This window comes from Micromonospora sp. CNZ295 (genome assembly GCF_004217535.1).
Genome location: NZ_SHKZ01000001.1, coordinates 3,384,128 through 3,408,201, shown reverse-complemented (window position 1 = coordinate 3,408,201; position 24,074 = coordinate 3,384,128). Strand labels below are relative to the sequence as shown.

At 73.5% G+C, this 24,074-nt stretch carries 24 protein-coding genes; 3 read left to right on the top strand and 21 right to left on the bottom strand.

What is annotated here, in order from left to right; translation table 11 throughout:
* Window positions 1-13 precede the first annotated feature (13 nt).
* The 14 genes from EV376_RS16040 to pyrR form a co-directional block, all read right to left on the bottom strand.
* Complete coding sequence (locus tag EV376_RS16040; protein ID WP_130328683.1) at window positions 14-2,014, bottom strand: primosomal protein N'; 2,001 nt, start codon at window positions 2,012-2,014, stop codon at window positions 14-16.
* A complete protein-coding gene (gene metK / locus EV376_RS16035) occupies window positions 2,011-3,204 on the bottom strand; it encodes a methionine adenosyltransferase (protein WP_130324099.1) in 1,194 nt (397 codons plus the stop codon). Before metK ends, EV376_RS16040 begins: the two co-directional genes overlap by 4 nt.
* Window positions 3,205-3,294: 90 nt before the next feature.
* On the bottom strand, window positions 3,295-4,503 hold the full coding sequence (gene coaBC, locus EV376_RS16030) for a bifunctional phosphopantothenoylcysteine decarboxylase/phosphopantothenate--cysteine ligase CoaBC (protein WP_130324097.1): 1,209 nt from the start codon (window positions 4,501-4,503) through the stop codon (window positions 3,295-3,297).
* 11 nt (window positions 4,504-4,514) lie between these two features.
* Window positions 4,515-4,781, bottom strand: coding sequence for a DNA-directed RNA polymerase subunit omega (rpoZ, locus tag EV376_RS16025; protein WP_013285517.1), 267 nt, complete (start codon window positions 4,779-4,781; stop codon window positions 4,515-4,517).
* A 44-nt stretch (window positions 4,782-4,825) separates the two neighbouring features.
* Complete coding sequence (locus tag EV376_RS16020; protein WP_130324095.1) at window positions 4,826-5,359, bottom strand: nucleoside/nucleotide kinase family protein; 534 nt, start codon at window positions 5,357-5,359, stop codon at window positions 4,826-4,828.
* A 26-nt stretch (window positions 5,360-5,385) separates the two neighbouring features.
* Window positions 5,386-5,703 carry an integration host factor, actinobacterial type gene (mihF, locus tag EV376_RS16015; RefSeq protein WP_091589671.1) on the bottom strand — a complete coding sequence of 106 codons (318 nt, stop codon included), beginning with the start codon at window positions 5,701-5,703 and terminating at the stop codon, window positions 5,386-5,388.
* A 177-nt stretch (window positions 5,704-5,880) separates the two neighbouring features.
* Window positions 5,881-6,717, bottom strand: a complete 837-nt coding sequence (pyrF, locus tag EV376_RS16010) for an orotidine-5'-phosphate decarboxylase (protein WP_130324093.1) — start codon at window positions 6,715-6,717, stop codon at window positions 5,881-5,883.
* 135 nt (window positions 6,718-6,852) lie between these two features.
* Window positions 6,853-8,127 carry an adenosylmethionine--8-amino-7-oxononanoate transaminase gene (locus EV376_RS16005; protein ID WP_130324091.1) on the bottom strand — a complete coding sequence of 425 codons (1,275 nt, stop codon included), beginning with the start codon at window positions 8,125-8,127 and terminating at the stop codon, window positions 6,853-6,855.
* Window positions 8,128-8,208: 81 nt separating this feature from the next.
* Window positions 8,209-9,219: a quinone-dependent dihydroorotate dehydrogenase gene (locus EV376_RS16000; RefSeq protein ID WP_130324089.1), complete on the bottom strand. Its 1,011-nt coding sequence runs from the start codon at window positions 9,217-9,219 to the stop codon at window positions 8,209-8,211.
* Between the two features lie 124 nt (window positions 9,220-9,343).
* The gene (gene carB / locus EV376_RS15995) at window positions 9,344-12,715 is read right to left on the bottom strand and encodes a carbamoyl-phosphate synthase large subunit (RefSeq protein ID WP_130324087.1); all 3,372 of its coding nucleotides are present in this window, start codon (window positions 12,713-12,715) and stop codon (window positions 9,344-9,346) included.
* Entirely contained in the window at window positions 12,708-13,853 is a 1,146-nt protein-coding gene (gene carA, locus EV376_RS15990; protein ID WP_130324085.1) for a glutamine-hydrolyzing carbamoyl-phosphate synthase small subunit, read from the bottom strand. Before carA ends, carB begins: the two co-directional genes overlap by 8 nt.
* A complete protein-coding gene (locus EV376_RS15985; RefSeq protein ID WP_130324083.1) occupies window positions 13,850-15,130 on the bottom strand; it encodes a dihydroorotase in 1,281 nt (426 codons plus the stop codon). Before EV376_RS15985 ends, carA begins: the two co-directional genes overlap by 4 nt.
* Window positions 15,127-16,053: an aspartate carbamoyltransferase catalytic subunit gene (locus EV376_RS15980; protein ID WP_130324081.1), complete on the bottom strand. Its 927-nt coding sequence runs from the start codon at window positions 16,051-16,053 to the stop codon at window positions 15,127-15,129. Before EV376_RS15980 ends, EV376_RS15985 begins: the two co-directional genes overlap by 4 nt.
* Window positions 16,050-16,631, bottom strand: a complete 582-nt coding sequence (gene pyrR / locus EV376_RS15975; RefSeq protein WP_130324079.1) for a bifunctional pyr operon transcriptional regulator/uracil phosphoribosyltransferase PyrR — start codon at window positions 16,629-16,631, stop codon at window positions 16,050-16,052. The genes EV376_RS15980 and pyrR overlap by 4 nt, the downstream gene beginning before the upstream one ends.
* 284 nt (window positions 16,632-16,915) lie before the next feature.
* Between pyrR and bldD the strand changes: the two genes are divergently transcribed.
* The gene (bldD, locus tag EV376_RS15970; RefSeq protein WP_013285505.1) at window positions 16,916-17,404 is read left to right on the top strand and encodes a transcriptional regulator BldD; all 489 of its coding nucleotides are present in this window, start codon (window positions 16,916-16,918) and stop codon (window positions 17,402-17,404) included.
* Window positions 17,405-17,481: 77 nt separating this feature from the next.
* Here the strand turns inward: bldD and nusB are convergent, their stop codons facing one another.
* From nusB to aroB, 4 genes are all read right to left on the bottom strand, one after another.
* On the bottom strand, window positions 17,482-17,892 hold the full coding sequence (nusB, locus tag EV376_RS15965) for a transcription antitermination factor NusB (RefSeq protein WP_207228558.1): 411 nt from the start codon (window positions 17,890-17,892) through the stop codon (window positions 17,482-17,484).
* Window positions 17,893-17,915: 23 nt separating this feature from the next.
* Complete coding sequence (gene efp, locus EV376_RS15960) at window positions 17,916-18,473, bottom strand: elongation factor P (RefSeq protein ID WP_130324075.1); 558 nt, start codon at window positions 18,471-18,473, stop codon at window positions 17,916-17,918.
* 230 nt (window positions 18,474-18,703) lie between these two features.
* A complete protein-coding gene (aroQ, locus tag EV376_RS15955) occupies window positions 18,704-19,138 on the bottom strand; it encodes a type II 3-dehydroquinate dehydratase (protein ID WP_130324073.1) in 435 nt (144 codons plus the stop codon).
* Window positions 19,135-20,211 carry a 3-dehydroquinate synthase gene (aroB, locus tag EV376_RS15950; protein ID WP_130324071.1) on the bottom strand — a complete coding sequence of 359 codons (1,077 nt, stop codon included), beginning with the start codon at window positions 20,209-20,211 and terminating at the stop codon, window positions 19,135-19,137. The genes aroQ and aroB overlap by 4 nt, the downstream gene beginning before the upstream one ends.
* 127 nt (window positions 20,212-20,338) lie before the next feature.
* Between aroB and EV376_RS15945 the strand changes: the two genes are divergently transcribed.
* Complete coding sequence (locus tag EV376_RS15945) at window positions 20,339-20,857, top strand: DUF2243 domain-containing protein (RefSeq protein WP_130324069.1); 519 nt, start codon at window positions 20,339-20,341, stop codon at window positions 20,855-20,857.
* Complete coding sequence (locus EV376_RS15940) at window positions 20,854-21,636, top strand: cytochrome c oxidase assembly protein (RefSeq protein ID WP_130324067.1); 783 nt, start codon at window positions 20,854-20,856, stop codon at window positions 21,634-21,636. Before EV376_RS15945 ends, EV376_RS15940 begins: the two co-directional genes overlap by 4 nt.
* Here EV376_RS15940 and EV376_RS15935 read toward each other — a convergent pair.
* The 3 genes from EV376_RS15935 to EV376_RS15925 form a co-directional block, all read right to left on the bottom strand.
* Window positions 21,626-22,141: a shikimate kinase gene (locus EV376_RS15935; protein ID WP_130324065.1), complete on the bottom strand. Its 516-nt coding sequence runs from the start codon at window positions 22,139-22,141 to the stop codon at window positions 21,626-21,628. The two genes, EV376_RS15940 and EV376_RS15935, sit on opposite strands and share 11 nt — an antisense overlap.
* On the bottom strand, window positions 22,138-23,316 hold the full coding sequence (gene aroC, locus EV376_RS15930) for a chorismate synthase (protein ID WP_130324063.1): 1,179 nt from the start codon (window positions 23,314-23,316) through the stop codon (window positions 22,138-22,140). Before aroC ends, EV376_RS15935 begins: the two co-directional genes overlap by 4 nt.
* Before the next feature lie 90 nt (window positions 23,317-23,406).
* The gene (locus EV376_RS15925; protein ID WP_130324061.1) at window positions 23,407-24,066 is read right to left on the bottom strand and encodes a class I SAM-dependent methyltransferase; all 660 of its coding nucleotides are present in this window, start codon (window positions 24,064-24,066) and stop codon (window positions 23,407-23,409) included.
* Window positions 24,067-24,074: the final 8 nt, after the last annotated feature.

Sequence of the window (24,074 nt, the reverse complement as noted above, 5' to 3'; positions counted from 1 at the left end):
GGTCGCCGGCGGCTCAGAACAGGGCGAGCGGGTCGACCTGGAGCCGGACCGGGTCGGCGGCCTTGCGGGCGGCGCGGACACCCGCCGCGGTGTGCAGCGCCGCGGCGAGGGCGGCGGCCCGGGCCCGCGGCACCCGGACCAGCATCCGCTCCCGCTCGCCGTCGGCCGGGACGGGGCCGAGCACCTCGGCCTCGTCGGGCAACCGGGACTCGGCGAGCAGGTCGGCGACGGCGGCCGGCGGGCCGGTGACGCTGGCCATCCGCACCGCCGGCGGGAAGCCGAGCTCCCGGCGCTCGGCGAGTTCCCGGGCGGCGAACCAGCCGGCGTCCCAGCGCAGGAGCGCCTGCACCGGGGCGAGCGCGCCGTCGGCGACCACCACGACCCGGCCGCCGGCCGCCGCGGGTCGGGCCAGCGCGGCCGCGGTGAGCCAGCGTCGCAGCGCCTCCTCCCCCGCCCGCAGGTCGGCGCGGGTGAGCAGGGCCCAGGAGTCGAGCAGCAGCACGGCACCGTAGCCGCCGTCGGCGACCGGTTCGGCGCCGGGGGTGGCGATGACCAGGCCGGCGCCGCCGGGGACGGCCGCGAGGACCTCCTCCCGCCCGGAGGTCCGCACGGTGACGCCGGGGAAGGCCCGGCCCAGTTCCTCGGCCGTCCGCCGGGCGCCGGTGACCGACGCCCGCAGGCGCCGCCCCCCGCACTCCGGGCAGGCGTACGCGGCGGCGACGCGCCCGCACCAGCGGCACGCGGGGGCGCCCTCGGCCGACGGCAGGGCGAGCGGGCCGGCGCACTGCGGGCAGCGGGCGGGCGTACGGCACGTCGCGCAGGCGACCGAGGGCAAATAGCCGCGCCGGGGCACCTGGACCAGCACCGGCGTGTCGGCCTGCAGCGCGTCCCGGGCGGCGGTCCAGGCGAGGCTCGGCAGCCGGGCGGTGGCCGCGCCCGGGTCCCGGGCGAGCTGCGGGTCGTCGCCGGTGGGGGCGATCGCCGGCGTCCGGGCCCGGACGGTGGCCCGGTCGGCCACGACCTCGCGCGCCCAGCCCGTCTCGACGAGCAGCTGCGCCTCGGCGGTGCGGGCGTACCCGCCGACCAGGGCGGCGGCGTCGGTGAGCTGGGCGCGGGTCAGCAGCACCTCGCGGGCGTGCGGGTAGGGGGCGCGGGGCTCGGCGTGCAGGTCGTCACCGTCGTCCCAGATGGCGACCAGGCCGAGCCGGGGCACCGGGGCGAACATGGCCGCCCGGGTACCGATCACCACGGGTACGTCGCCCCGGCGGGCGGCGAGGAAGGCCCGGTACCGCCGGGCCGGGCCGAGCGCGGCGGTGAGCTGGACGTGCCGGCCGGGACCGAGCGCGGCGGCCAGTGCCGTGTCGAGCCGGTCCAGGTCGCGGGCGTCGGCGACGACCACGACGGCGCCGCGGCCGCCGGCGACGGTCGCGGCGACCGCCTCGGCGTAGCGGGCGGGCCAGTCCTCGCCGGGCAGCGCGGACCAGACCGCGCGCGGGGCGCGGCCGTCGGTGAGGGCCCGCAGCAGGGCCGGGCCGGCCGGGTAGTCGCGCCAGGCGTCGGGCGCGGCCGGAGCCGGCGCTCCGGCGGGGCCGGGCTGCGGCGGGGCGTCGTCCCCGGTGCCGGGGGCCGGGTGGGGTTCCTTCTCGACCCGGGCGTGCCGGGGTGGGACGGCGAGGCGGAGCACGTCGGCGAGGCTGCCCGCGTACCGGTCGGCGACCGCGCGGGCGAGGCGGGCGATCTCCGGCGCGAGCACCGGCTCCGGGGAGACGACCTTCTCCAGGTACGCGAGGCGCGGGTGCTCGGAGGCCTCGACGCGCTCCAGCAGCCAGCCGTCGACGAGTTGGCCGGCGAACCGGACCTTCACCCGGGTGCCGGGCCCGGCGTCGGCGTCGAGCGCCTCGGGCACCAGGTAGTCGAACAGGCGGTCGAGGTGGGCCAGGGGCACGTCGACGCAGACGCGAGCGACCGGCGACCCCTCGGCGGGTCGCCGGTCGCTGCGCGGGTTGCTGCTCAGGCTCCCGCTACCGACTTGAGGTCGGCGGCGCGGTCGGTGCTCTCCCACGTGAAGTCCGGCAACTCCCGACCGAAGTGCCCGTACGCCGCGGTCTGCGCGTAGATCGGCCGCAACAGATGCAGATCCCGAATGATCGCCGCCGGCCGCAGATCGAACACCTCCGTGACCGCCTTCTCGATCCGCTCCACCGGCACCGTCTCCGTACCGAACGTCTCGATGAACAAACTCACCGGATGCGCCTTACCGATCGCGTACGCCACCTGCGCCTCACACCGCTCCGCAAGCCCCGCCGCCACCACAGTCTTCGCCACCCACCGCATCGCGTACGCCGCCGACCGATCCACCTTCGACGGATCCTTACCCGAAAACGCCCCACCACCATGACGCGCATACCCGCCATACGTGTCCACGATGATCTTCCGACCGGTCAGCCCCGCATCCCCCATCGGACCACCGATCTCGAACCGACCCGTCGGATTCACCAACAACCGGTACCCCCCGGTGTCCAGACCCAGACTCTCCACCTCCGGCGCGATCACGTGGTCACGGACGTCGGGCGTCAACAGCGACTCCAACGAGATATCCGCCGCGTGCTGCGACGACACCACCACCGTGTTCAACCGCACCGGACGCAGACCCTCATACTCGATCGTCACCTGCGTCTTACCGTCCGGCCGCAGATACGGCACCGTCCCGTCCTTACGCACCTGCGCCAACCGCCGCGACAACCGATGCGCCAACGCGATCGGCAACGGCATCAACTCCGGCGTCTCCGAACACGCAAAACCGAACATCATCCCCTGATCGCCCGCACCCTGCGCGTCCAACGCACTCTCCGACGCACCCGTACGCAACTCGAAGGCGTTGTCCACCCCCTGCGCGATGTCCGCCGACTGCGCCCCGATCGACACACTCACCCCACACGAGGCCCCATCGAAACCCTTCTTCGACGAGTCATAACCAATCCCCAAGATCGTCCGACGCACGATCGACGGGATGTCGGCGTACGCCCTCGTCGTCACCTCACCCGCAATATGCACCTGACCCGTCGTGATCAACGTCTCCACGGCCACCCGCGACCGCGGATCCTCCGCCAACAACGCATCGAGAATCCCGTCACTGATCTGATCAGCGATCTTGTCCGGGTGGCCTTCCGTGACCGATTCGGAAGTGAAGAGGCGGCGTGTCACGGCACTCCTAAGTCGTGGAAAAGTCGTTCCGCGGCAGTGTAGTCATCCGCGTCCGGAGTCGGCCCGTTCGGTCGGTGCCCGGCCCAGCTGTCAGGAACGGCTGGCGAGCCGGGCGACGACCAGATCCCAGACGCCGTCGGCGAGGTCTTCCTTGGACTGCTCGGGCATCCGGCTGACCGAGCCGTCCGCGCCGATGACGGTCGCCGCGTTGGTCTCGGCGCCGAAGACCTTGTCCGGGCCGACCTCGTTGATGACGATGAGGTCCGCCCGCTTGCGGGCGAGCTTGGCCCGGCCGTTGGCCTCGGCGTCGCCGGTCTCGGCGGCGAACACCACCAGCACCTGCTCCGGACGGCGGCGCTGGCCGAGCTCGGCGGCGATGTCCGGGTTCGTGACGAGCTCGATGGTGGGCGCGCTGCCGTCGTCCGATTTCTTGATTTTGCCAGTCGCGTACGTCGCCGGGCGGAAATCGGCGGGAGCGGCTGCCATGACCACCGCGTCCGCTTCGACGGCCGCCTTGAGCGTCGCCTCGCGCAGCTCACCGGTCGTGCCGACGCGCACCAGGTCGGCGCCGGCCGGGTCGGGCAGCGAGACGTTGGCGGAGATCAGGGTCACCCGGGCGCCCCGGGCCACGGCGGCCCGGGCGAACGCGTACCCCTGCTTGCCGGAGGACCGGTTGCCGAGGAAGCGCACCGGGTCGAGGGGTTCGCGGGTGCCGCCGGCGGTGACCACCACGTGCCGCCCGGCCAGGTCCGCCGGGGCGGCGACGCCCCGGGCCAGGGCGCGCCGGGCCACGGCGAAGATCTCCGCCGGGTCGGGCAGCCGGCCCTTGCCGGTGTCGACGCCGGTGAGCCGGCCGACCGCGGGCTCGATCACGCGGACCCCGCGGGCCCGCAGGGTGGCGACGTTGGCGACGGTCGCCGGGTGCTCCCACATCTCGGTGTGCATGGCGGGTGCCAGCACGACCGGGCAGCGGGCCGTGAGCAGGGTGTTGGTCAGCAGGTCGTCGGCGAGCCCGTGGGCGGCCTTCGCGAGCAGGTCGGCGGTGGCCGGCGCGACGACCACGAGGTCGGCCTGCTGGCCGAGCCGCACGTGCGGCACCTCGTGGACGTCGGACCAGACATCGTCGGCCACCGGCTGCCCGGACAGGGCCGCCCAGGTCGGCGCTCCGACGAAGCGGAGCGCCGACGCGGTCGGCACGACCCGGACCCGGTGGCCCGACTCGGTGAAGAGCCGCAGCAGCTCGCAGGCCTTGTACGCGGCGATGCCGCCGCCGACCCCGAGCACGATCCGGGGGGACATCGGAGGGGGCGTTACGGCTGGTCGGTGGGCTCAGCGGTGAGCAGGCCCGCGTTGATCTCGCGCATCGCGATGGAGAGCGGCTTCTCCTGGGGCGTGGTCTCGACCAGCGGGCCGACGTACTCCAGCAGGCCCTCGCCGAGCTGGCTGTAGTAGGCGTTCACCTGCCGCGCCCGCTTGGCGGCGAAGATGACCAGCGCGTACTTCGAGGTGGTCTTCTCGAGAAGCTCGTCGATCGGCGGGTTGGTGATGCCCTCGGGGTTGGTGGCGATGGATCCCACTGTGTTGACCTCTGTGTCTGTCGCACCGCTCGCGGTGCTGGCGGTCAACCGCGCACGCGCGGTCGCGCCGGAGCCAGGAAGGAAGAACCGAGCAATCCTACCAGCTTGTCCACAACGCGCTCGGTCAGGTCGTGGACCACGGGGTGGTCGAAGTGGGCCGCGGTGACCGGATCGACGGCGCGCCCGGGCGGGTGCAGCAGGACCAGCCGGGCATCCGGCAGCGCCACCCGGACCAGCAGCGCGCCGGCCAGGTCGAGCGGCAGCAGGACGGGATCGCCGGCGGCCAGCCGCGACCGCAGCGGCTCGTACGGCGTGCCGCGCCGGTGCGGGCCAATGCGGCTCCACTCCAGCAGGCCGCCCGCGGCGAGGACCCGGTCGAACTCGACCGGGTCGAGGAAGACGCGGTCGACACCGTCGACCTCGTGGTCGCGCCGGGGCCGGGTGGTAACCGGCACCGGCGTCCACACGGCGGGAGAACGCGCCCGGACCAGCTCGACGACACCGTCCCGGCCGGAGCCCGAGGGCCCGGCCAGGACAGTGAGCCGAGCCGGCGGGCGCGCCTCGCCATCCGTGCTCACTGCTTGTTTCTACACGGCTGCCGGCCTCAGTTGGCGGCGAACTCTCCAAGCAGGGCCTTGCGCTGCTGCTCGCCGAGGCCACGCAGGCGCCGGCTGTCGGCGATCTTGAGCTTCTCCATGATCTGGGTCGCCCGGATCTTGCCGATGCCCGGCATCGCCTGCAGGACGGCGGACACCTTCAGCTTGCCGACGACGTCGTCGGACTCGGCCCGCTCGAGAACGGCCGAAAGGGTGGTCTTGCCCTGCTTGAGCTGCTCCTTCAGCTCAGCACGGGCCTTGCGGATCTCCGCGGCCTTCTCCAGCGCTGCTGCGCGCTGCTCGGGGGTCAGTGACGGGAGCGGCACCAGTTCTCCTCAGGTCCCTATCGCGACGGGCGGGACGCACCGCCGCACTGTGAAACGTGGTGTCGCTGTGAACCAAGGGGTCCATGGTTCCCAGCGCGGGGAAAACTAGCGGTCAGCGGAGTTTTCGGCAACGTGGACGCGCGAAGATCAACGGAAAGTGACCGAGCCGTCAGTCAGTCACGAACCGGCGAGGACGGCCCGGCATTCGGCCAGCGCCCGGTCCGCCGCGGCCCGCAACGCGGTCCCGTCGGGGCCCGCGCCCAGCACCTCCCGGGAGTACGACGGGAGCACGGCGGGCAGGCTGGACCCGAAGACGATCCGCAGGTCGGCGGCCGTCGCACCCTGCGCGCCGAGGCCCGGGGCGAGCAGCGGCCCATTCACCGAGGACAGGTCGTGACCGGTCGCGCCGATGGTCGCCCCGACCACCAGCCCCAAGCTGCCCAACGGCTGCGCACCCGCGTTGAGCTGGGAAATCTCGTCGATCACGGTCTGCGCGACGGTCCGCCCGTCGGCGGCCCGGGCCCGCTGCACGGCCGCGCCCTCCGGGTTGGAGGTGAGAGCCAGCACGAAGACGCCACCGCCGTGCGCGGCCGCCAGATCGAACATCGGAGCGAGCGAACCCACCCCGAGGTAGGGGCTCGCCGTGACCGCATCAACATAGAGCGGACTCGATGGATCGAGGTACGCGGCGGCGTACGCCGCGACCGTCGAGCCGATGTCGCCGCGCTTGACGTCGAGCAGAACGAGCGAGCCACAATTTCGTAACTGTCGGATAGTTGACTCAAGGATTGCCACGCCACGGGCACCGAAACGCTCGAAGAACGCCGACTGGGGCTTGACCACCGCGACCCGGTCACCCAGGGCGTCCACCACCGTGCCGGCGAACCGTTCCAGGCCGCGTACGTCGTCGTCGAGGCCCCAGCGGGCGAGCAGACCCGGGTGCGGGTCGATGCCCACGCAGAGCGGCCCCCGCTCGGTGACGGCCCGGTGCAGGCGGGCGCCGAAGCTCTCCATGCCGACCTTCCTCTCCGGCGCCCGGACCCGGGCGCCTCTCCGGCGGGCGGCGGGTGCCGTCCGCGTGCTCTCCCGCCCGGTTCCGGTCGGGCGTCCCGCGCGGTCGCGCGTACTCCGGGCGGCTGGACCGGCGGCTCAGCCCGCCTTCACCGCGGCCGCGACCCCGGCGGCGATCCGGGCCAGGTCGGCGTCGTCGGTGACGTACGGGGGCATGGTGTAGACCAGGTCCCGGAACGGCCGCAGCCAGACGCCCTCGGCGACGGCGGCGGCGGTGGCCGCCGGCAGGTCCACCTCGCGGTCGAGCTGCACCACCCCGATCGCGCCGAGCACCCGGACGTCCGCGACGCCCGGCGCGCCGCGCAGCGGCTCCAGGCCGGCCCGCAGGCCCGCCTCGACGCGGGCCACCTGCGCCGGCCAGGCACCGGCGCGCAGCAGGCCCAGGGAGGCGTTGGCGACCGCGCAGGCGAGCGGGTTGCCCATGAACGTCGGGCCGTGGGCGAGCACCCCGGCGGCCGAGATGCCCCGGGCGACCTCCGCCGTGCACAGCGCCGCGGCCAGGGTCAGGTAGCCCCCGGTGAGGGCCTTGCCGACACAGAGCACGTCGGGGGCCACCCCGGCGTGCTCGGCGGCGAACATGGTGCCGGTGCGGCCGAAGCCGGTGGCGATCTCGTCGAAGATCAGCAGGACCCCGTGCGCGCGGGTGGCCTCCCGCAGCACCCGCAGGTAGCGGGGGTTGTGGAACCGCATGCCCCCCGCGCCCTGGACCACCGGCTCCACGACGACGGCGGCCAGCTCGTGCGCGTGCCGGGCGATCGCGTCGGCCAGGGCCGCCTCGTACGCCGGATCGGGCGGCGAGTCGAACCCGCCCGGCGGCACCGGGGCGAACACCTGCCGGGGCAGCATGTCCCCCCACAGGTGGTGCATGCCGCCCTCCGGGTCGCAGACGCTCATCGGGTGGAACGTGTCGCCGTGGTAGCCGCCCCGCCAGGTGCCCAGCCGGCGGCGCTCCGGCCGGCCGGTGGCCCGCTGGTACTGCAGGCACATCTTGATGGCCACCTCGACGCTCACCGAGCCCGAGTCGGCCAGGAAGACGTGCTCCAGGCCGTCCGGGGCGAGCTCGACGAGGCTACGCGCCAGCGTGACGGCGGGCTCGTGGGTCAGCCCGCCGAACATCACGTGGCTCATGCGCCCGAGCTGGTCGGTCACCGCCGCGTCCAGCACCGGGTGCCGGTAGCCGTGGATCGCCGCCCACCACGACGACATCCCGTCGACGAGTTCGCGCCCGTCGGCGAGTCGCAACCGGACCCCGGACGCGCCCTCCACCACGTACGGCGCGCTGGCGGGCGGCACAGCCGCGTACGGATGCCAGACATGCGCCGCGTCCGCCGCCGATATCTCCTCAGGCGTCACGAAGCTCCCTCCCTCCGCTCGACCTTTCATCGGTCGGTTCGATCCACCCTGTCGGCGCCCGAAAGTGCCGGATCGCGTGGGTCATCGGGTGCCGGCGGCGGTGCTGCGGACCAGCGCCGGGCCGCGGTAGATGAAACCGGTGTAGAGCTGGATCAGCGACGCGCCGGCGTCGAACATCCGCGCCGCGTCGTCCGGGGTGGCGATGCCGCCGACGCCGACGATCGGCAGGCGCCCGCCGGTCTCCCGGTGCACGAACGCGACCACCTCCCGCGCGCGGGCGGCCAGCGGCCGGCCGGACAGCCCGCCCGTCTCGGCGCCCCGCGCCCGGTCCGCCGGGGCGAGCCCGGCACGGGCGAGGGTGGTGTTGGTGGCGATCACCCCGGCCGCTCCCCGGGCCAGGCAGACCTCCAGCAGCTCGGCGATCGCCGGCTCGGTCAGGTCCGGCGCGATCTTCACCAGCACCGGCTTCTCCCCCACCAGGGCGGCCAGCAGCGCGTCCAGGTGGGCCCGGTCCTGCAGGGACCGCAGGCCCGGAGTGTTCGGCGAGGAGACGTTGACGGCGAAGTAGTCGCCGTGGTCGCGCAGGGCGCGGTACGAGGAGCGGTAGTCCTCGACCGCCTCCTCCAGCGGGGTGACCTTGGACTTGCCGAGGGAGATGCCCAGCGGCACGCCGATCGGGCGGGGCAGCGCCGCCAGCCGCGCCGCGAGGGCCTCGGCGCCGGCGTTGTTGAAGCCCATCCGGTTCACCACGGCCTCGCTGGCACGCAGCCGGAACAGCCGGGGCCGGGGATTGCCCGGCTGCGGGCGCGCGGTGACCGTACCGACCTCGACGAACCCGAAGCCCAACGCCGGCCACGCCGGCAACGCCACCCCGTCCTTGTCCATCCCGGCCGCCAGTCCCACCGGATTCGGGAACTCCACGCCGAACACGGTCCGGGGCGCCCGCACGGCGTACCGCGCCCGCAGGAGCGCCAGCGCGGCGGGCACCCGGGCGAGACCGGAGAGCCGCCGCAGGGTGAACTCGTGCGCCGCCTCCGCGTCCCCCCGGCCCACCCGGAACAGCACCGGCCGGACCGTCCGCTCGAAGATCACGCCGCGCCTCCCCCGCGGCCACCCCCGTTGATCAAGAGGTTTTGGGCGTCAGCGATCGCCTCAGCGCACCAAAACTTCTTGATCAACTGGGTGGTGGGGGCGGCGGCCCGGGGTCGCGCGGGGGTCACCGGTCGGCTCGCAGGGAGGCGTGGAGGGAGGCGTGGAGGGAGGCGTGGAGGGACTGCAGGGGGCGGACCTGCATGTCGCCGCGGATCCGCGCCTCGATGCCCATGACCGCCGCGGCGGCGCCGGGGACCGTCGTGATGCACGGGATGTCGGCCGTCACGGCGGCGCTGCGGATCTCGTACCCGTCGGAGCGGGCGCTCGCCCCGGAGCCCTGCGGGGTGTTCACCACCAGCGCCACCTCGCCGGAGCGGATCAGCGACACCGCGTCCTCACCCGCGCCCGACTCGTAGTGCTTACGGATCTGCTCGCAGGCGATGCCGTGCCGGCGCAGCACCTCGGCGGTGCCGGTGGTGGCCACGATCTCGAAGCCCAGGTCCGCGAGGCGCTTGATCGGGAAGATCATGCCGCGCTTGTCCCGGTTGGCCACCGAGACGAAGATCCGCCCCGCGGTGGGCAGGGAGCCGTACGCGGCGGACTGCGACTTGGCGAAGGCGTGCCCGAAGGCGGTGTCGATGCCCATCACCTCGCCGGTCGACTTCATCTCCGGCCCGAGCAGCGAGTCGATGCCCTTGCCGGTCGGGGTGCGGAACCGCTTGAACGGCAGCACCGCCTCCTTGACCGCGATCGGCGCGTCCGGCGGCAGCGAACCGCCGTCCCCGCCAGGCGGGAGCAGGCCCTCGGCGCGCAGCTCGGCGACGGTGGCGCCGAGCGCGATGCGGGCCGCCGCCTTCGCCAGGGGCACCGCCGTGGCCTTCGAGACGAACGGCACCGTACGCGAGGCGCGCGGGTTCGCCTCCAGCACCCACAGCTGGTCGTCCTTGAGGGCGTACTGCACGTTGAGCAGGCCGCGCACCCCGATGCCCCGGGCGATGGCCTCGGTGTAGCGGCGGACCTGGGTCACGTGCGAGCCGGCCAGCGTGATCGGCGGCAGGGCGCAGGACGAGTCCCCGGAGTGGATGCCGGCCTCCTCGATGTGCTCCATCACGCCACCGAGGTAGACCTCGCCGTCGGCGTCGCAGAGCGCGTCCACGTCGATCTCGATGGCGTCGTCGAGGAACCGGTCGACCAGCACCGGGTGGTCCGGGGAGATGTCGGTGGCCCGGCCGATGTAGTCGCGCAGCGTGGTGTCGTCGTAGACGATCTCCATGCCCCGCCCGCCGAGCACGTACGACGGGCGGACCAGCACCGGGTAGCCGATCTCATCGGCGATCGCCTTCGCCTCGTCGTACGAGGTGGCGGTGCCGTGCGCCGGTGCGCGCAGCCCGGCGCGGGCCAGCAGGGAGCCGAACGCGCCCCGCTCCTCGGCGAGGTGGATCGACTCCGGGGAGGTGCCGACCACCGGGACGCCCGCGTCCTTGAGGCGCTGCGCGAGGCCCAGCGGAGTCTGGCCGCCCAGCTGCACGATCACCCCCACCACCCCCGGGCCGCCGGCGGCCCGGCCGGTGGAGTCCTCGGCGTGCCACACCTCCAGCACGTCCTCGAACGTCAACGGCTCGAAGTAGAGCCGGTCGGCGGTGTCGTAGTCGGTGGAGACGGTCTCCGGGTTGCAGTTGACCATCACGGTCTCGAAGCCGACGTCCCGCAACGCCATCACGGCGTGCACGCAGGAGTAGTCGAACTCGATGCCCTGCCCGATCCGGTTCGGCCCGGAGCCGAGGATGAGCACCTTGGGCCGGGCCGAGCCGAGGACCTCGGTCTCCGAGTCGTACGACGAGTAGTGGTACGGGGTCATCGCCTCGAACTCGGCCGCGCAGGTGTCCACGGTCTTGTAGACCGGCCGGACACCGAGGCGGTGTCGCAGGGTGCGTACGCCGTCCTCGGCGGCCAGCTCGGGACGCAGCGCGGCGAGCTGCCGGTCGGACAGGCCGGCCCGCTTGGCCCGGCGCAGCAGGTCGGCGTCGAGCACCGGCGCGTCGACGATCTCGGCGCGCAGCTCCACCAGGGCGGCGATCTGGTCGAGGAACCACGGGTCCATGCCGCCGGACGCGGCGGCGACCTCGGCGATCGACGCGCCGAGCCGCAGCGCCCGCTCGACGGTGTAGAGCCGCCCGTCGTGCGGCATGCGCAGCGCGGCCAGCGTGTTCTCCCTGGTCGCGCCGGCCGGGTCGGGCACCGTCCAGAAACCCGCCGCCCTGGTCTCCAGCGAGCGCATGGCCTTGTTCAGCGCCTCGGTGAAGTTACGCCCCAGGCTCATGGCCTCGCCGACCGACTTCATCGTGGTGGTCAGCTCCGGGTCGGCGCCCGGGAACTTCTCGAACGCGAACCGGGGGATCTTCACCACCACGTAGTCCAGCGTCGGCTCGAACGCCGCCGGGGTCTTCAGCGTGATGTCGTTGGGGATCTCGTCGAGGGTGTAGCCGATGGCGAGCTTCGCCGCGATCTTCGCGATCGGGAAGCCGGTGGCCTTCGAGGCGAGCGCCGACGAGCGGGACACCCGGGGGTTCATCTCGATCACGACGATCCGGCCGTCGGCCGGGTTCACCGCGAACTGGATGTTGCAGCCGCCGGTGTCCACCCCCACCTCGCGCAGCACCGCGATGCCGAGATCCCGCAGGCGCTGGTACTCCCGGTCGGTCAGTGTCATGGCCGGGGCCACGGTGACGCTGTCGCCGGTGTGCACGCCCATCGGGTCGACGTTCTCGATCGAGCAGACGACCACCACGTTGTCGTGCCGGTCGCGCATCAACTCGAGCTCGTACTCCTTCCAGCCGAGCACGCTCTCCTCGATGAGCACCTCGTGCACCGGGCTGGCGGCCAGGCCGGCGCCCGCGATGCGGTCCAGGTCCTCGTCGGTGTGCGCCATCCCGGAGCCGAGGCCGCCCATCGTGAACGACGGCCGGATCACCACCGGCAGGCCCAGCTCGGTGACGGTCTCCCGGACCTCGTCCATCGAGTGGCAGACCCGGGAGCGGGGCACCAGCGCGGCCGGGTCCTCGACGCCGATCCGGACGCCCGCCTTGGCGACGATGTCCTTGAACAGCTGGCGGTCCTCGCCCCGACGGATGGCGTCGATGTTGGCGCCGATCAGCTCGACGCCGTACTTCTCCAGCACGCCGGCCTCGTGCAGCGCGACGGCCGTGTTCAACGCGGTCTGGCCACCCAGGGTGGGCAGCACCGCGTCCGGCCGCTCCTTCGCGATGACCAGCTCGACGAACTCCGGGGTGATCGGCTCGACGTACGTGGCGTCGGCGAACTCCGGGTCCGTCATGATCGTCGCCGGGTTCGAGTTGACCAGGCTGACCCGGATCCCCTCGCTGCGCAGCACCCGGCACGCCTGCGTGCCGGAGTAGTCGAACTCGCAGGCCTGCCCGATGACGATCGGCCCGGAGCCGATCACCAGGACGTGCTTGAGATCGGTCCGCTTAGGCATGGGCGCGCCCCTCGATGAGCTCGGCGAAGCGGTCGAAGAGGTAGTCCGCGTCGTGCGGGCCGGCCGCCGCCTCCGGGTGGTACTGGACGGTGAAGGCGGGCACGTCCCGGGCCCGCAGCCCCTCGACCACGTTGTCATTGAGGCACACGTGCGAGACCTCGACCCCGCCGAACTCGGTGTCGATCACCTGGTCCGGTACGACCGCCCCCGGCTCGGCGCCGGGGAACGCGACGGCGAAGCCGTGGTTGTGGCTGGTCACCTCGACCTTGCCGGTGGCCCGGTCGAGCACCGGCTGGTTGATGCCGCGGTGGCCGTAGCCCAGCTTGTAGGTGCCGAAGCCCAGCGCCCGCCCGAGGATCTGGCTGCCGAAGCAGATGCCGAACAGCGGCACCCGGCGGGTCAGCACCTCGCGGGCCAGCGCGACCGGCCCGTCGGCGGTCGCCGGGTCACCCGGGCCGGGTGAGAAGAACACCGCGTCGGCGCCGGTGGCGAGCAGGTCCTCGATGGTCGAGCCGGCCGGCAGCACATGGGTGGTGACGCCCCGCGCGGCGAGCCGCCGGGGCACGTTGCGCTTGATGCCGAGGTCCAGGGCGGCGACGGTGAACCGGTGCTCCCCCTGCGCGTCGACCACGTACGGCTGCCGGGTGGTCACCTCGCCGGAGAGGTCCGCGCCGACCATCTGGGGCGACTGGCGGACGCGGGCCAGCAGCGCCCGCGGATCGGTCTCGACGCTGGACACGCCGACCCGCATGGCGCCCCGCTCGCGCAGGTGCCGGGTCAGCGCGCGGGTGTCGACGCCGCTGATACCGACCACGCCCTCGGCGGCGAGCCGGTCCTCCAGGCCGCCGGTGGCGCGCCAGTTCGAGCCGATCCGCGCCGGGTCGCGGACCACGTACCCGGCGACCCAGATCCGGCCGGACTCGTCGTCCTCGCCGTTGACGCCGGTGTTGCCGATGTGCGGCGCGGTCTGCACCACCACCTGCCGGTGGTACGAGGGGTCGGTCAGCGTCTCCTGGTAGCCGGTCATGCCGGTGTTGAAGACCGCCTCGCCGAAGGTCTCCCCGACGCTGCCGTACGCCTCGCCGTGGAACGTGCGCCCGTCCTCGAGGACGAGGATCGCGGGTCGTCTGCGGGTCACTTGACCGCCTTTCCGTCCAGGACCGTCGCCTCGCCGCGCAGGAAGGTCGCCACGACGCGACCCGGCAGCGTCATCCGGGCGTACGGGGTGTTGCGGCTGCGGCTGGCCAGCTCGGCCGGCTCGATCGTGCGGCGGGCGGCCGGGTCCACCAGGGTCAGGTTGGCCGGCACGCCGGGCGCCGGGTCCCGGCCGTGTTCGGCCAGGCCGGCGATCCGGGCGGGCGCGCGGGACATCCGCTCGGCGATCAGGTCCCACTGCGGACCGAGCACGTCCAGGGTGATCGACAGCGCCGTCTCCAGGCCGAGCATGCCGGGCCGGGCGTACGCCCACTCGCACTCCTTGTCCTCCACGGCGTGCGGTGCGTGGTCGGTGGCGATGATGTCGATGACGCCCTCGGCCAGCGCGGCACGCAGGGCCTGGATGTCGGTGGCGGTGCGCAGCGGTGGGTTGACCTTGAAGACCGGGTCGTAGCTGGCCGCCTTCTCGTCGGTCAGCAGCAGGTGGTGCGGGGTGACCTCGGCGGTGACCCGGACCCCCCGGGCCTTCGCCTGGCGCAGCACCTCGACGCTGCCGGCCGTGGACACGTGGCAGATGTGCAGCCGGCTGCCGACGTGCTCGGCGAGCAGCACGTCCCGGGCGATGATCGCCTCCTCGGCGACCGCGGGCCAGCCGGTGAGGCCGAGGCGGGTGGACACCTCGCCCTCGTGCATCTGGGCGCCCTCGGTCAGCCGGGGCTCCTCCGCGTGCTGGGCGATGACGCCGTCGAACGCCTTCACGTACTCCAGGGCCCGGCGCATCAGCCGCGGGTCGGCGACGCAGTGCCCGTCGTCGGAGAAGATTCGCACCCGGGCGGCGGAGTCGGCCATCGCGCCCAGCTCCGCCAGCCGCTCGCCGGCCAGCCCGACGGTGACCGCCCCGATCGGCTGCACGTCGACCAGACCGGCCTCCCGGCCCAGCCGCCAGACCTGCTCGACCACGCCGGCCGTGTCGGCGACCGGGGAGGTGTTCGCCATCGCGCACACCGCCGTGTAGCCGCCCACGGCCGCCGCCCGGGACCCGGTCTCCACGGTCTCGGCGTCCTCCCGGCCGGGCTCGCGCAGGTGGGTGTGCAGGTCGACCAGGCCGGGCAGGGCCACCAGGCCGGTGCCGTCGACGACGGTGGTGGCGTCCGGCGCGGCCAGGCCCGCGCCGGTCTCGGCGACGACGCCGTCGCGGATCAGCAGGTCGGTCGGCGCGGTGCCGACGACGCTCACGTTGGTGATCAGGTACGCGGTCACCGGTTGTTCCCTCCGAGCAGCAGGTAGAGGACGGCCATCCGGACGGAGACGCCGTTGGCGACCTGTTCGACGATGGTGGAGCGGGGCGAGTCGGCCACCTCGGGCGTGATCTCCATGCCCCGGTTCATCGGGCCGGGGTGCATGACGATGGCGTGCTCCGGCAGCCGGCGCATCCGGGGCCCGTCGAGGCCGTAGCGGCGCGCGTACTCGCGGGCGGACGGGAAGTAGGAGTCGTTCATGCGCTCGCGCTGCACCCGCAGCATCATCACCACGTCCGAGTGCGGCAGGACCGCGTCCAGGTCGTAGGAGACGGCGGTGCCGGGGGCGAGCGCCGCGGCGATGTCCACCGGGATCAGCGTCGGCGGGCCGACCAGGGTGACCTTGGCGCCGAGCGTGGAGAGCAGCAGGACGTTGGAGCGTGCCACCCGGCTGTGCAGCACGTCCCCGACCACCGCGACCGACAGGCCGGCGAGCCGGCCCAGCCGGGAGCGCATCGTGTACGCGTCGAGCAGCGCCTGGGTCGGGTGCTCGTGGGTGCCGTCGCCGGCGTTGACCACCGAGCCGTCCACCCAGTCGGCGAGCCGGTGCGGGGCGCCCGAGGCGGGGTGCCGGACGACGACCGCGTCGGCGCCCATGGCCTGGAGGGTGAGCGCGGTGTCCTTCAGGCTCTCGCCCTTGGCGACGCTGGAGCCCTTCGCCGAGAAGTTGATCACGTCCGCGCTGAGCCGCTTGGCGGCCGCCTCGAACGAGATCCGGGTGCGGGTCGAGTCCTCGTAAAAGAGGTTCACCACGGTCCGGCCGCGCAGCGCGGGCAGCTTCTTGACCTCCCGGCCGGCGACGGTGGCCATCTCGGCGGCCGTGTCCAGGATCTGGATGGCGGTGTCGGCGTCCAGGTCGGCGCCGGAGAGCAGGTGCCGGATCACGAGCTGCTCCCGTAGAGCTTGACCTCGTCGGCGCCGTCGGTCTCCGCGAGGATGACCTTCACGCTCTCGGCGAGGGCGGTCGGGATGTTCTTGCCGACGTAGTCCGCGCGGATCGGCAGCTCGCGGTGGCCGCGGTCGACCAGGACGGCGAGCTGCACCGACGCCGGCCGGCCGACGTCGTTCAGCGCGTCGAGCGCCGCACGCACCGTACGGCCGGAGAAGAGGACGTCGTCGACGAGGACGACGCGCTTGCCGTCGATGCCGCCGGCCGGGAGTTCGGTCGGGCCGATCGCGCGGGTGGCGTGCCGGCGCAGGTCGTCGCGGTAGAGAGTGATGTCGAGCACGCCGACCGGGACGTCGACGCCCTCGAAGGCGCTGATCCGGGCGGCGAGCCGCCGGGCGAGCGGGGCACCCCGGGTGGGGATCCCGAGCAGGACGGTCTGCTGGGCGCCCTGCGTCTTCTCGAGGATCTGGTGGGCGATGCGGTCGACCACGCGCTGCACGTCGGCGCTGGTGAGGATCACCTTCACCGAGGGTTGCCGGGCGGTCGACGGTCGGGCAGCCGGTGGGTAGGCCACGGCGGACCTCCTTCCCCGCCTCACGGGACGGGTCGTTAAAGGACGTCGGATGACCGGCGCGGGCCGCGGGCGGACCGGCCGGGGGCTTCCGGCCACGTTACCAGTGGTCACCGTACGGACCGTCGCCGGCCGCTGACGTCGTGGTCACGGTGACCAAATGGGGACAACTCCCCCCGCGGTGAAACGGGAAGGTCACGACCACTTGACCGGCTGTCGCAATCCCCGTACCGTCACGCTCCGTAGCGATCGACGGGAGAACCCCGAGCAGCACTGGGAGTGTCCGAATGCCCTCTGAGTACGCCAAGTCGCTGGGCGCCCGCCTGCGCTCCATCCGCCAGCAGCAGGGCCTGTCCCTGCAGGGCGTGGAGGAGAAGTCGAACGGGCGGTGGAAGGCCGTGGTGGTCGGCTCGTACGAGCGCGGCGACCGGGCGGTCACCGTGTCCCGTCTCGCCGAGCTGGCCGACTTCTACCGCGTTCCCGTCTCCGAGCTGCTGCCCGACGGCAGCGGCGTCCGCCACGAGCCGACCAGCAAGATCGTGCTGGACCTCGAGCGGCTCTACGACGAGGCCTCGGAGGACCTCGCCTACGTCGCCCGGTACGCCCGCGCGATCCAGCAGCAGCGCGGCGACTACAACGGCCGCGTCCTGTCGATCCGTGCCGACGACCTGCGCGCCCTGGCGATCGTCTACGACGCCTCGCCGTCCGGCCTGATCGAGCGGCTGACCGAGCACGGCGTGCTCGTCGCCGACCCCCGGGCGTTCTTCGCCTCCTGAGCGCTGACGACCGAAAGGGCCCGTGCCGTCCGGCACGGGCCCTTTCGTCGTATCTGTCGAATGCCGCGGCGCCGCCGTCAGCGCGTGGCGTACTCGGCGATCCGGCCGAGGATGCCGTTGAGGAAGCGCGGCGAGTCGTCGGTCGACATCTGCCGGGCCAGCTCCACCGCCTCGCTGATCGCCACCGCGTCGTCGATCTCGTCGACGTAGATCAGCTCGTAGACCGCGATCCGGGCCAGGTTGCGGTCCACCGCCGGCATCCGGTCCAGCGTCCAGCCCTCGGCGTAGCTGGCGATCAGCTCGTCGATCCGGTCGAGGTGGCCGGCGACCCCCTCGACCAGGCTGACCGTGTAGCCCAGGTGCTCCGGGAGCGGTTTCTCGATCCGCTCCACGTAGCCGGCGAGCACCTCGACCGGTGGACGGTCCCGCAGGTCGGCCTCGAAGAGCACGTCCAGCGCCCGCTTGCGCGCCTTGCGGCGCGCCGGCATCTGCTGCTTCGGACCCTCGGCCATCAGGCGCGGCCGAGGTAACGGCCGTCGCGGGTGTCGACCTTGATCTTCTCGCCGGTGGTGATGAAGAGCGGCACCTGCACGGTGGCGCCGGTCTGGACGGTGGCCGGCTTGTTGCCGCCGGTCGAGCGGTCGCCCTGCAGACCCGGCTCGGTGTACGTGATCTCGAGCACCACGCTGGTCGGCAGCTCGACGTACAGCGGCACGCTCTCGTGGGTGGCGACGATCACCTCGGCCTCGGGCAGCAGGTAGTTGGCCGCCTCGCCGACGGTGCCGCCGGGAACGGTGATCTGGTCGAACGTCTCCATGTCCATGAAGACGTAGTCCTCGCCGTCCGCGTACAGGTACTGCATTGTGCGCTTGTCGACGGTGGCGGTATCGACCTTGGTGCCCGCGTTGAAGGTCTTGTCGACCACCTTGCCGGAGAGCACGTTCTTCAGCGTGGTACGCACGAACGCACCACCCTTGCCAGGCTTGACGTGCTGGAACTCCACGACGGACCACAGCTCGCCGTCGAGGTTGAGTACCAGGCCGTTCTTCAGGTCGTTGGTGGTGGCCATTTCCTGCCTTGATCATGATTTGGCGGACAGACCTGGAAAGTCTACTAGCCGCGCCCGACCGAGCACCGACCGAGCACCGGCCGCGCCCGCCGGCTCCCGCCCGGCGCAGCCGGCCGGCGCCGTCGTCGGCCAGCCGAGGTGCTCCCCGACGTGCGGAGGTCGCCGGGCCGGCGGCACGGCGGTTCGAGGCACCCGGGGAGGACCGCCCGCGTCCCGGGCGACCGCGCCGATCAGGCGGCGGGCCGGACGGCCAGGTGGTGCAGGGCGAGGCGGTAGCCGTCCACGCCCAGGCCGCAGATCACCCCGGTCGCCACCGCGGAGACCACCGAATGGTGCCGGAACGGCTCCCGGGCATGGATGTTGGAGATGTGCACCTCGACCAGCGGGGCGCGCAGCATCGCGCAGGCGTCCCGCACCGCGATCGAGTAGTGCGACCAGGCGGCCGGGTTCAACACCACCGCCGCGCCCTCGTCGGCCGCCTCGTGCAGCCAGCCCAGCAGCTCGTGCTCCGCGTCGGTCTGCCGGACCACCACGTCCAGCCCCAGCTCCCGGCCGGTCCGCTCGCACAGCTCCACCAGGTCGGCGTACGTGGTGACGCCGTACACCTCCGGCTGCCGGGTGCCCAGCCGGCCCAGATTCGGCCCGTTCAGCACGTACACCCTCACGTCGCGATCTCCCGGTACGCCTCGTGCAGCAACTCGTCGGCCGGGCCCTCGAGGATCGCCGGGCGGGCCAACCCGTCCAGCACCACGAAGCGCAGCACGCTGCCGCGCGCCTTCTTGTCCACCCGCATCGTCGCCAACAGCTCCGGCCAGGCGTCGGCCCGGTAGCCGGCGGGCAGGCCAAGCGCGGCCACCGCGGTGCGATGCCGCTCGGCGGTCGCCGCGTCGAGCCGGCCGGCCAGCCGGGCCAGCGCCGCCGCGTAGACCAGCCCCACCGCGACGGCGTGGCCGTGCCGCCAGCGGTAGCCCTCCACCTTCTCGATCGCGTGGGCCAGCGTGTGCCCGTAGTTGAGCACCTCCCGGACCCCGGATTCGCGCAGATCCCCGGAGACCACGTCGGCCTTCACCCGGATCGCCCGTTCGATCAGCTCGCGCGCCGCCGGCCCGGTCGGGTCCAGCGCGCCGGCCGGGTCCCGCTCGACCAGGTCGAGGATCACCGGGTCGGCGATGAACCCGCACTTGACCACCTCGGCCATGCCGGCGGCCAAATCGGCCGGAGGCAGGCTGTCCAGGGTGGCCAGATCGCAGATCACGCCGGCCGGTGGGTGGAAGGCGCCCACCAGGTTCTTGCCGGCGGCGGTGTTGATCCCGGTCTTCCCGCCGACCGCCGCGTCCACCATGCCGAGCAGCGAGGTCGCCACCGGCACCCACCGCACCCCGCGCAGCCAGCAGGCCGCCACGAAGCCGGCCAGGTCGGTGACCGCTCCGCCGCCCACGCCGACCACGCCGTCGCTGCGGGTGAAGCCGGCCTCGCCCAGCCGGTCCCAGCAGGCCGCCGCCACGTCGACGTGCTTGCCCGCCTCGGCGTCCGGCACCTCGATCAGCAGCGGCGCGACCCCCGCCGCGCCGACCCGTTCGGCCAGGTCCCCGGCCAGGCCCTGCAGCGGCGGCGCGTGCAGGAAGGCCACCCGCTCCGCGCCGGGCAGCAGCAGGGGCGGCGGGTCGAGCAGGTCGCGTCCCACCAGCACGTCGTACGGCCGCTCGCCGCCGACCGGGATCCGGGTCACCTCGTCCATCGCGCGCAGCCTAGTCGAGCCGGCGCCACCGGCACCGCGACTGTCCAAACGGTGGCCGCGGGACAACGTTTGAACGGGCGGAAACGGGTACTGATGCGGTCGACCCGACACGGCGGAGGTGCAGGCGATGGCCCGATCGAGCATCGACGAGGCGGACATCCGGGTGCCGGCGACGATCCTCGGCGTCGGCCTGGGCGGTTTCGTCGACGGCATCCTGCTGCACCAGGTCCTCCAGTGGCACCACCTGCTCAGCAGCACCGACACCGACAACGTCGGGATCAAGTCGTACCCCGTGGACACCGTGCCCGGTCTGGAGATGAACACCCTGTGGGACGGCCTCTTCCACGTGGTGACGTGGGTCGCCGTGCTGACCGGCCTGGCCCTGCTCTACTCCCGGGTCACCCGCTCGCGCGGCCGGCTGTGGCGCTCCCCCATGCTCTGGGGCTGGGCGCTGGTCGGCTGGGGCCTGTTCAACCTGGTCGAGGGGATCGTCGACCACCACCTGCTCGGCATCCACCACGTCCGCGGCGGCCCCCACCAGCTCTGGTGGGACCTGGCCTTCCTCGCGCTCGGCGTGGTGCTGATCGCGCTCGGCTGGGCGGTCCAGCGGCGGGCCCGCGCCGTCGACCTCTGCGCCGGGCGATGAGCGCGGCCCACACCGGGCACGGGGGCTTCCCGGCGGCCGCGCTCGTGCCGCTGCTGCTGTTCTGGGTCTACCTGGCGGCCGCGCTGCGCCAGCGCGACCCCGGCCGGGCGGGCTGGAGCCACCGCCGGACGGCCAGCTTCGGGCTGGGCGCGGCGCTGCTCGTGGCCGGCCTGCTCTGGCCGGCCCGGGACCTGCCCGGCCACATGGTCCAGCACCTGCTGCTCGGCATGCTGGCGCCGCTCGTGCTGGTGCTCGGCGCGCCGGGCACCCTGGCCCTGCGGAGCCTGCGCCCACGCACCGGGCGGGCGGCCGTCCGGCTGCTGCGCCACCCGGTCGCCGGGGTGCTCGCCCATCCGGTCACCGGCCTGGCGCTCACCGCGGGCGGGCTCTGGCTGCTCTACCTGACCCCGCTCTACCGGGCCAGCCTCGACAGTCCGGTGATGCACGGGCTGGTGCAGCTGCACTTCGTGCTGAGCGGATACCTGTTCGCCTGGTCGATCGCCGGCCCGGACCCCGGACCGCACCGGCCCCGCGTCCCGGTGCGCCTGCTCGTCCTCGGCGTCGGCGTGGCCGCGCACGCCGTCCTCGCCCAACTCCTCTACGCCGGCCTGCTGGTCGACGTGCCGGCCGGCGCGGACGAGCTGCGGGCCGGAGCAACCGTCATGTACTACGGCGGTGACCTGGCCGAGATCCTGCTCGCCCTCGCCCTGCTGGTCAGCTGGCGGCCGGAGCGGGCCGCGCCGCGACGCCAGCCACGGCCGACCGCGGTCAGGGCTTGAGCAGGCCGGCGATCTCGGCGGCGATCTCCTCCGGAGCGCGCCCGTCGGTGGCCACGGTGTGCGTCGCCACCTCCGCGTAGAGCGGGCGGCGCTGGTCCATCAGGTGCTTGAGGGTGGCGCGCGGGTTGATCGCGAGCAGCGGCCGCCCGGCGCCGAGCCCGACCCGTTTCACCGCGTCGGGCAGCTCCACCGACAGGTGCACGACGGTATGCCCGACCAGCGCCCCCCGGGTCTCCTCGGCGAGGACCGCGCCGCCGCCGAGGGCGAGCACCCCGGAACAGGACGCCAGCGCGGCGGCCACGGCTGCCCGTTCGAGGGTACGGAAGTGCGCCTCCCCCTCGTCGACGAAGATCTCCGGGATCGGCTTGCCCGCCATCCGCTCGATGTCGAGATCCGTGTCCCGGAACTCCACGCCCAGCCGGGCGGCGAGCGCCTGCCCGACGGTCGTCTTGCCGGAGCCGGGCGCCCCGACCAGGACGCAGACCGGACGGGTCGCCGCGGTCACCGGATCACCAGCGCGTCGAGGTAGCCGGCGAGGTTGCGCCGCATCTCGGCCACCGAGTCGCCGCCGAACTTCTCCACCGCCGCCTCGGCGAGCACCAGCGCCACCATCGCCTCGGCGACGACCGCCGCGGCCGGCACCGCGCACACGTCCGAGCGTTGGTTGATCGCGGTGGCCGGCTCGCCGGTGGTGACGTCCACGGTCGACAGGGCACGGTTCAGCGAGGAGATCGGCTTCATCGCGGCCTTCACCCGCAACGGCTCGCCAGTGGTGATGCCGCCCTCCAGCCCGCCGGCCCGGTCGGTGACCCGCCGCACCCCGGTGGCGCTGGGAATGATCTCGTCGTGCGCCTCGGAGCCCCGGGAGCGGGCCTGCTGCCAGCCGTCGCCGATCTCCACGCCCTTGATCGCCTGGATCGACATCAGCGCGCCGGCGAGCCGGGCGTCGAGCTTGCGGTCCCACTGCACGTGGCTGCCGAGGCCCGGCGGCACCCCGTACGCCAGGACCTCCACCACGCCCCCCAGGGTGTCGGCGGCCTTCTTCGCGGCGTCGACCTCGGCGACCATCCGGGCGCTCGCCTCCGGGTCGAGGCAGCGCAGCGGGTCGGCGTCGATCCGCTCGCTGTCGGCCGGGGTCGGCCGCAGGCCGGGCTTCACCGCGACCGGGCCCAACTCCACCACATGCGAGACGATCTCGACGCCGAGCGCCTGCTTGACCAGCGCCTTCGCGACGGCGCCGACGGCGACCCGGGCGGCGGTCTCCCGGGCGCTGGCCCGCTCCAGGATCGGACGGGCGTCGGTGTGCCCGTACTTCTGCATGCCGGCCAGGTCGGCGTGGCCCGGGCGCGGGCGGGTGAGCGGCGCGTTGCGGGCCTGCCGGGCCAACTCCTCCGGGTCGACCGGGTCGGCGGCCATGACGCTGCGCCACTTCGGCCACTCGGAGTTGCCGACCCGGATCGCCACCGGGCTGCCCAGGGTCACGCCGTGCCGCAGACCGCCGATGACCTCGACCTCGTCCTGCTCGAAGGACATCCGGGCGCCCCGGCCGTAGCCGAGCCGGCGGCGGGCCAGCTCACCGGCGACCTCCCCGGACGTCACCTCGACACCGGCCGGTACGCCCTCCAGCAGCGCGACGAGGGCGGGACCGTGCGATTCACCTGCAGTCAACCAGCGCAACACAGCGGTCAGTCTGTCACGGGCGCGGGCCGCCGGAGTGCGGTGGCCGGCGCGTCCCGCCCTGCGGACGCGGCCGTCCGCCAGCCGGCCGGATCAGGCCGACTTCTTGATCGCGATCAGTGACTTGGTGAGGCCCAGCAGCCGCTCGCTGCGGATGGTGGCGCCCGGGAAGAGGTAGCGCAGCTCGGCCCGGCCGATGAGTTCGGTGGTCAGCACCTGCCGCATCGCCGCCTCGTACGACTTGCCCGGCGTGTACGCCAGGGGCCACTTCCGGGCGACCACCACCCGCGCCGACACCGGGAGGAACTGCATGCCGGGCGCCACCCAGTGCGGCTCGATCGGGAAGTACCGGTACGGCGTCTGCACCCAGTACGCGGGCGCCAGTTCGCGGATCGCCTCGGCCATGCGGCGCCGGCGTTCGTGCCCGCCGACGTGCTCCAGCACGCTGTTGCTGAAGACGAGGTCGTACCGGCGGCTCAGGATGCTCTTCGGCAGCTCGCAGGCGTCGGCGTGGTCGGCCTCGGCCCACTCGGGCAGCTCGGTCGGCAGCGGCTCCAGGTTGACCACGTGCACCCGCGCCGGCCGGACCGGCACCCGCGCCCAGCTCTCCACCCGCCCGCCGAGGTCGAGGACGCTCATCTCGGCGAGGTCGGGGAACGTCTCCGACAGCCAGGCCGCCCGCCGGGCCCGGCGCTTCGCGCCCAGCGAGGTCGGTGAGTCGACGAGGCGGAACCTGAGCGAGTGCAGTGCCATCGGCCGGA

What these genes read in the sequence shown, in the direction of transcription:
- coaBC (WP_130324097.1), bottom strand. Translation starts at nt 4,503, where the DNA reads ATGTCCCCCCGGATCGTGCTCGGGGTCGGCGGCGGCATCGCCGCGTAC.
- pyrF (WP_130324093.1), bottom strand. Translation starts at nt 6,717, where the DNA reads ATGGAGAGCTTCGGCGCCCGCCTGCACCGGGCCGTCACCGAGCGGGGG.
- carB (WP_130324087.1), bottom strand. Translation starts at nt 12,715, where the DNA reads ATGCCTAAGCGGACCGATCTCAAGCACGTCCTGGTGATCGGCTCCGGG.
- bldD (WP_013285505.1), top strand. Translation starts at nt 16,916, where the DNA reads ATGCCCTCTGAGTACGCCAAGTCGCTGGGCGCCCGCCTGCGCTCCATC.
- nusB (WP_207228558.1), bottom strand. Translation starts at nt 17,892, where the DNA reads ATGCCGGCGCGCCGCAAGGCGCGCAAGCGGGCGCTGGACGTGCTCTTC.
- efp (WP_130324075.1), bottom strand. Translation starts at nt 18,473, where the DNA reads ATGGCCACCACCAACGACCTGAAGAACGGCCTGGTACTCAACCTCGAC.
- aroB (WP_130324071.1), bottom strand. Translation starts at nt 20,211, where the DNA reads ATGGACGAGGTGACCCGGATCCCGGTCGGCGGCGAGCGGCCGTACGAC.
- EV376_RS15945 (WP_130324069.1), top strand. Translation starts at nt 20,339, where the DNA reads ATGGCCCGATCGAGCATCGACGAGGCGGACATCCGGGTGCCGGCGACG.
- EV376_RS15940 (WP_130324067.1), top strand. Translation starts at nt 20,854, where the DNA reads ATGAGCGCGGCCCACACCGGGCACGGGGGCTTCCCGGCGGCCGCGCTC.
- EV376_RS15925 (WP_130324061.1), bottom strand. Translation starts at nt 24,066, where the DNA reads ATGGCACTGCACTCGCTCAGGTTCCGCCTCGTCGACTCACCGACCTCG.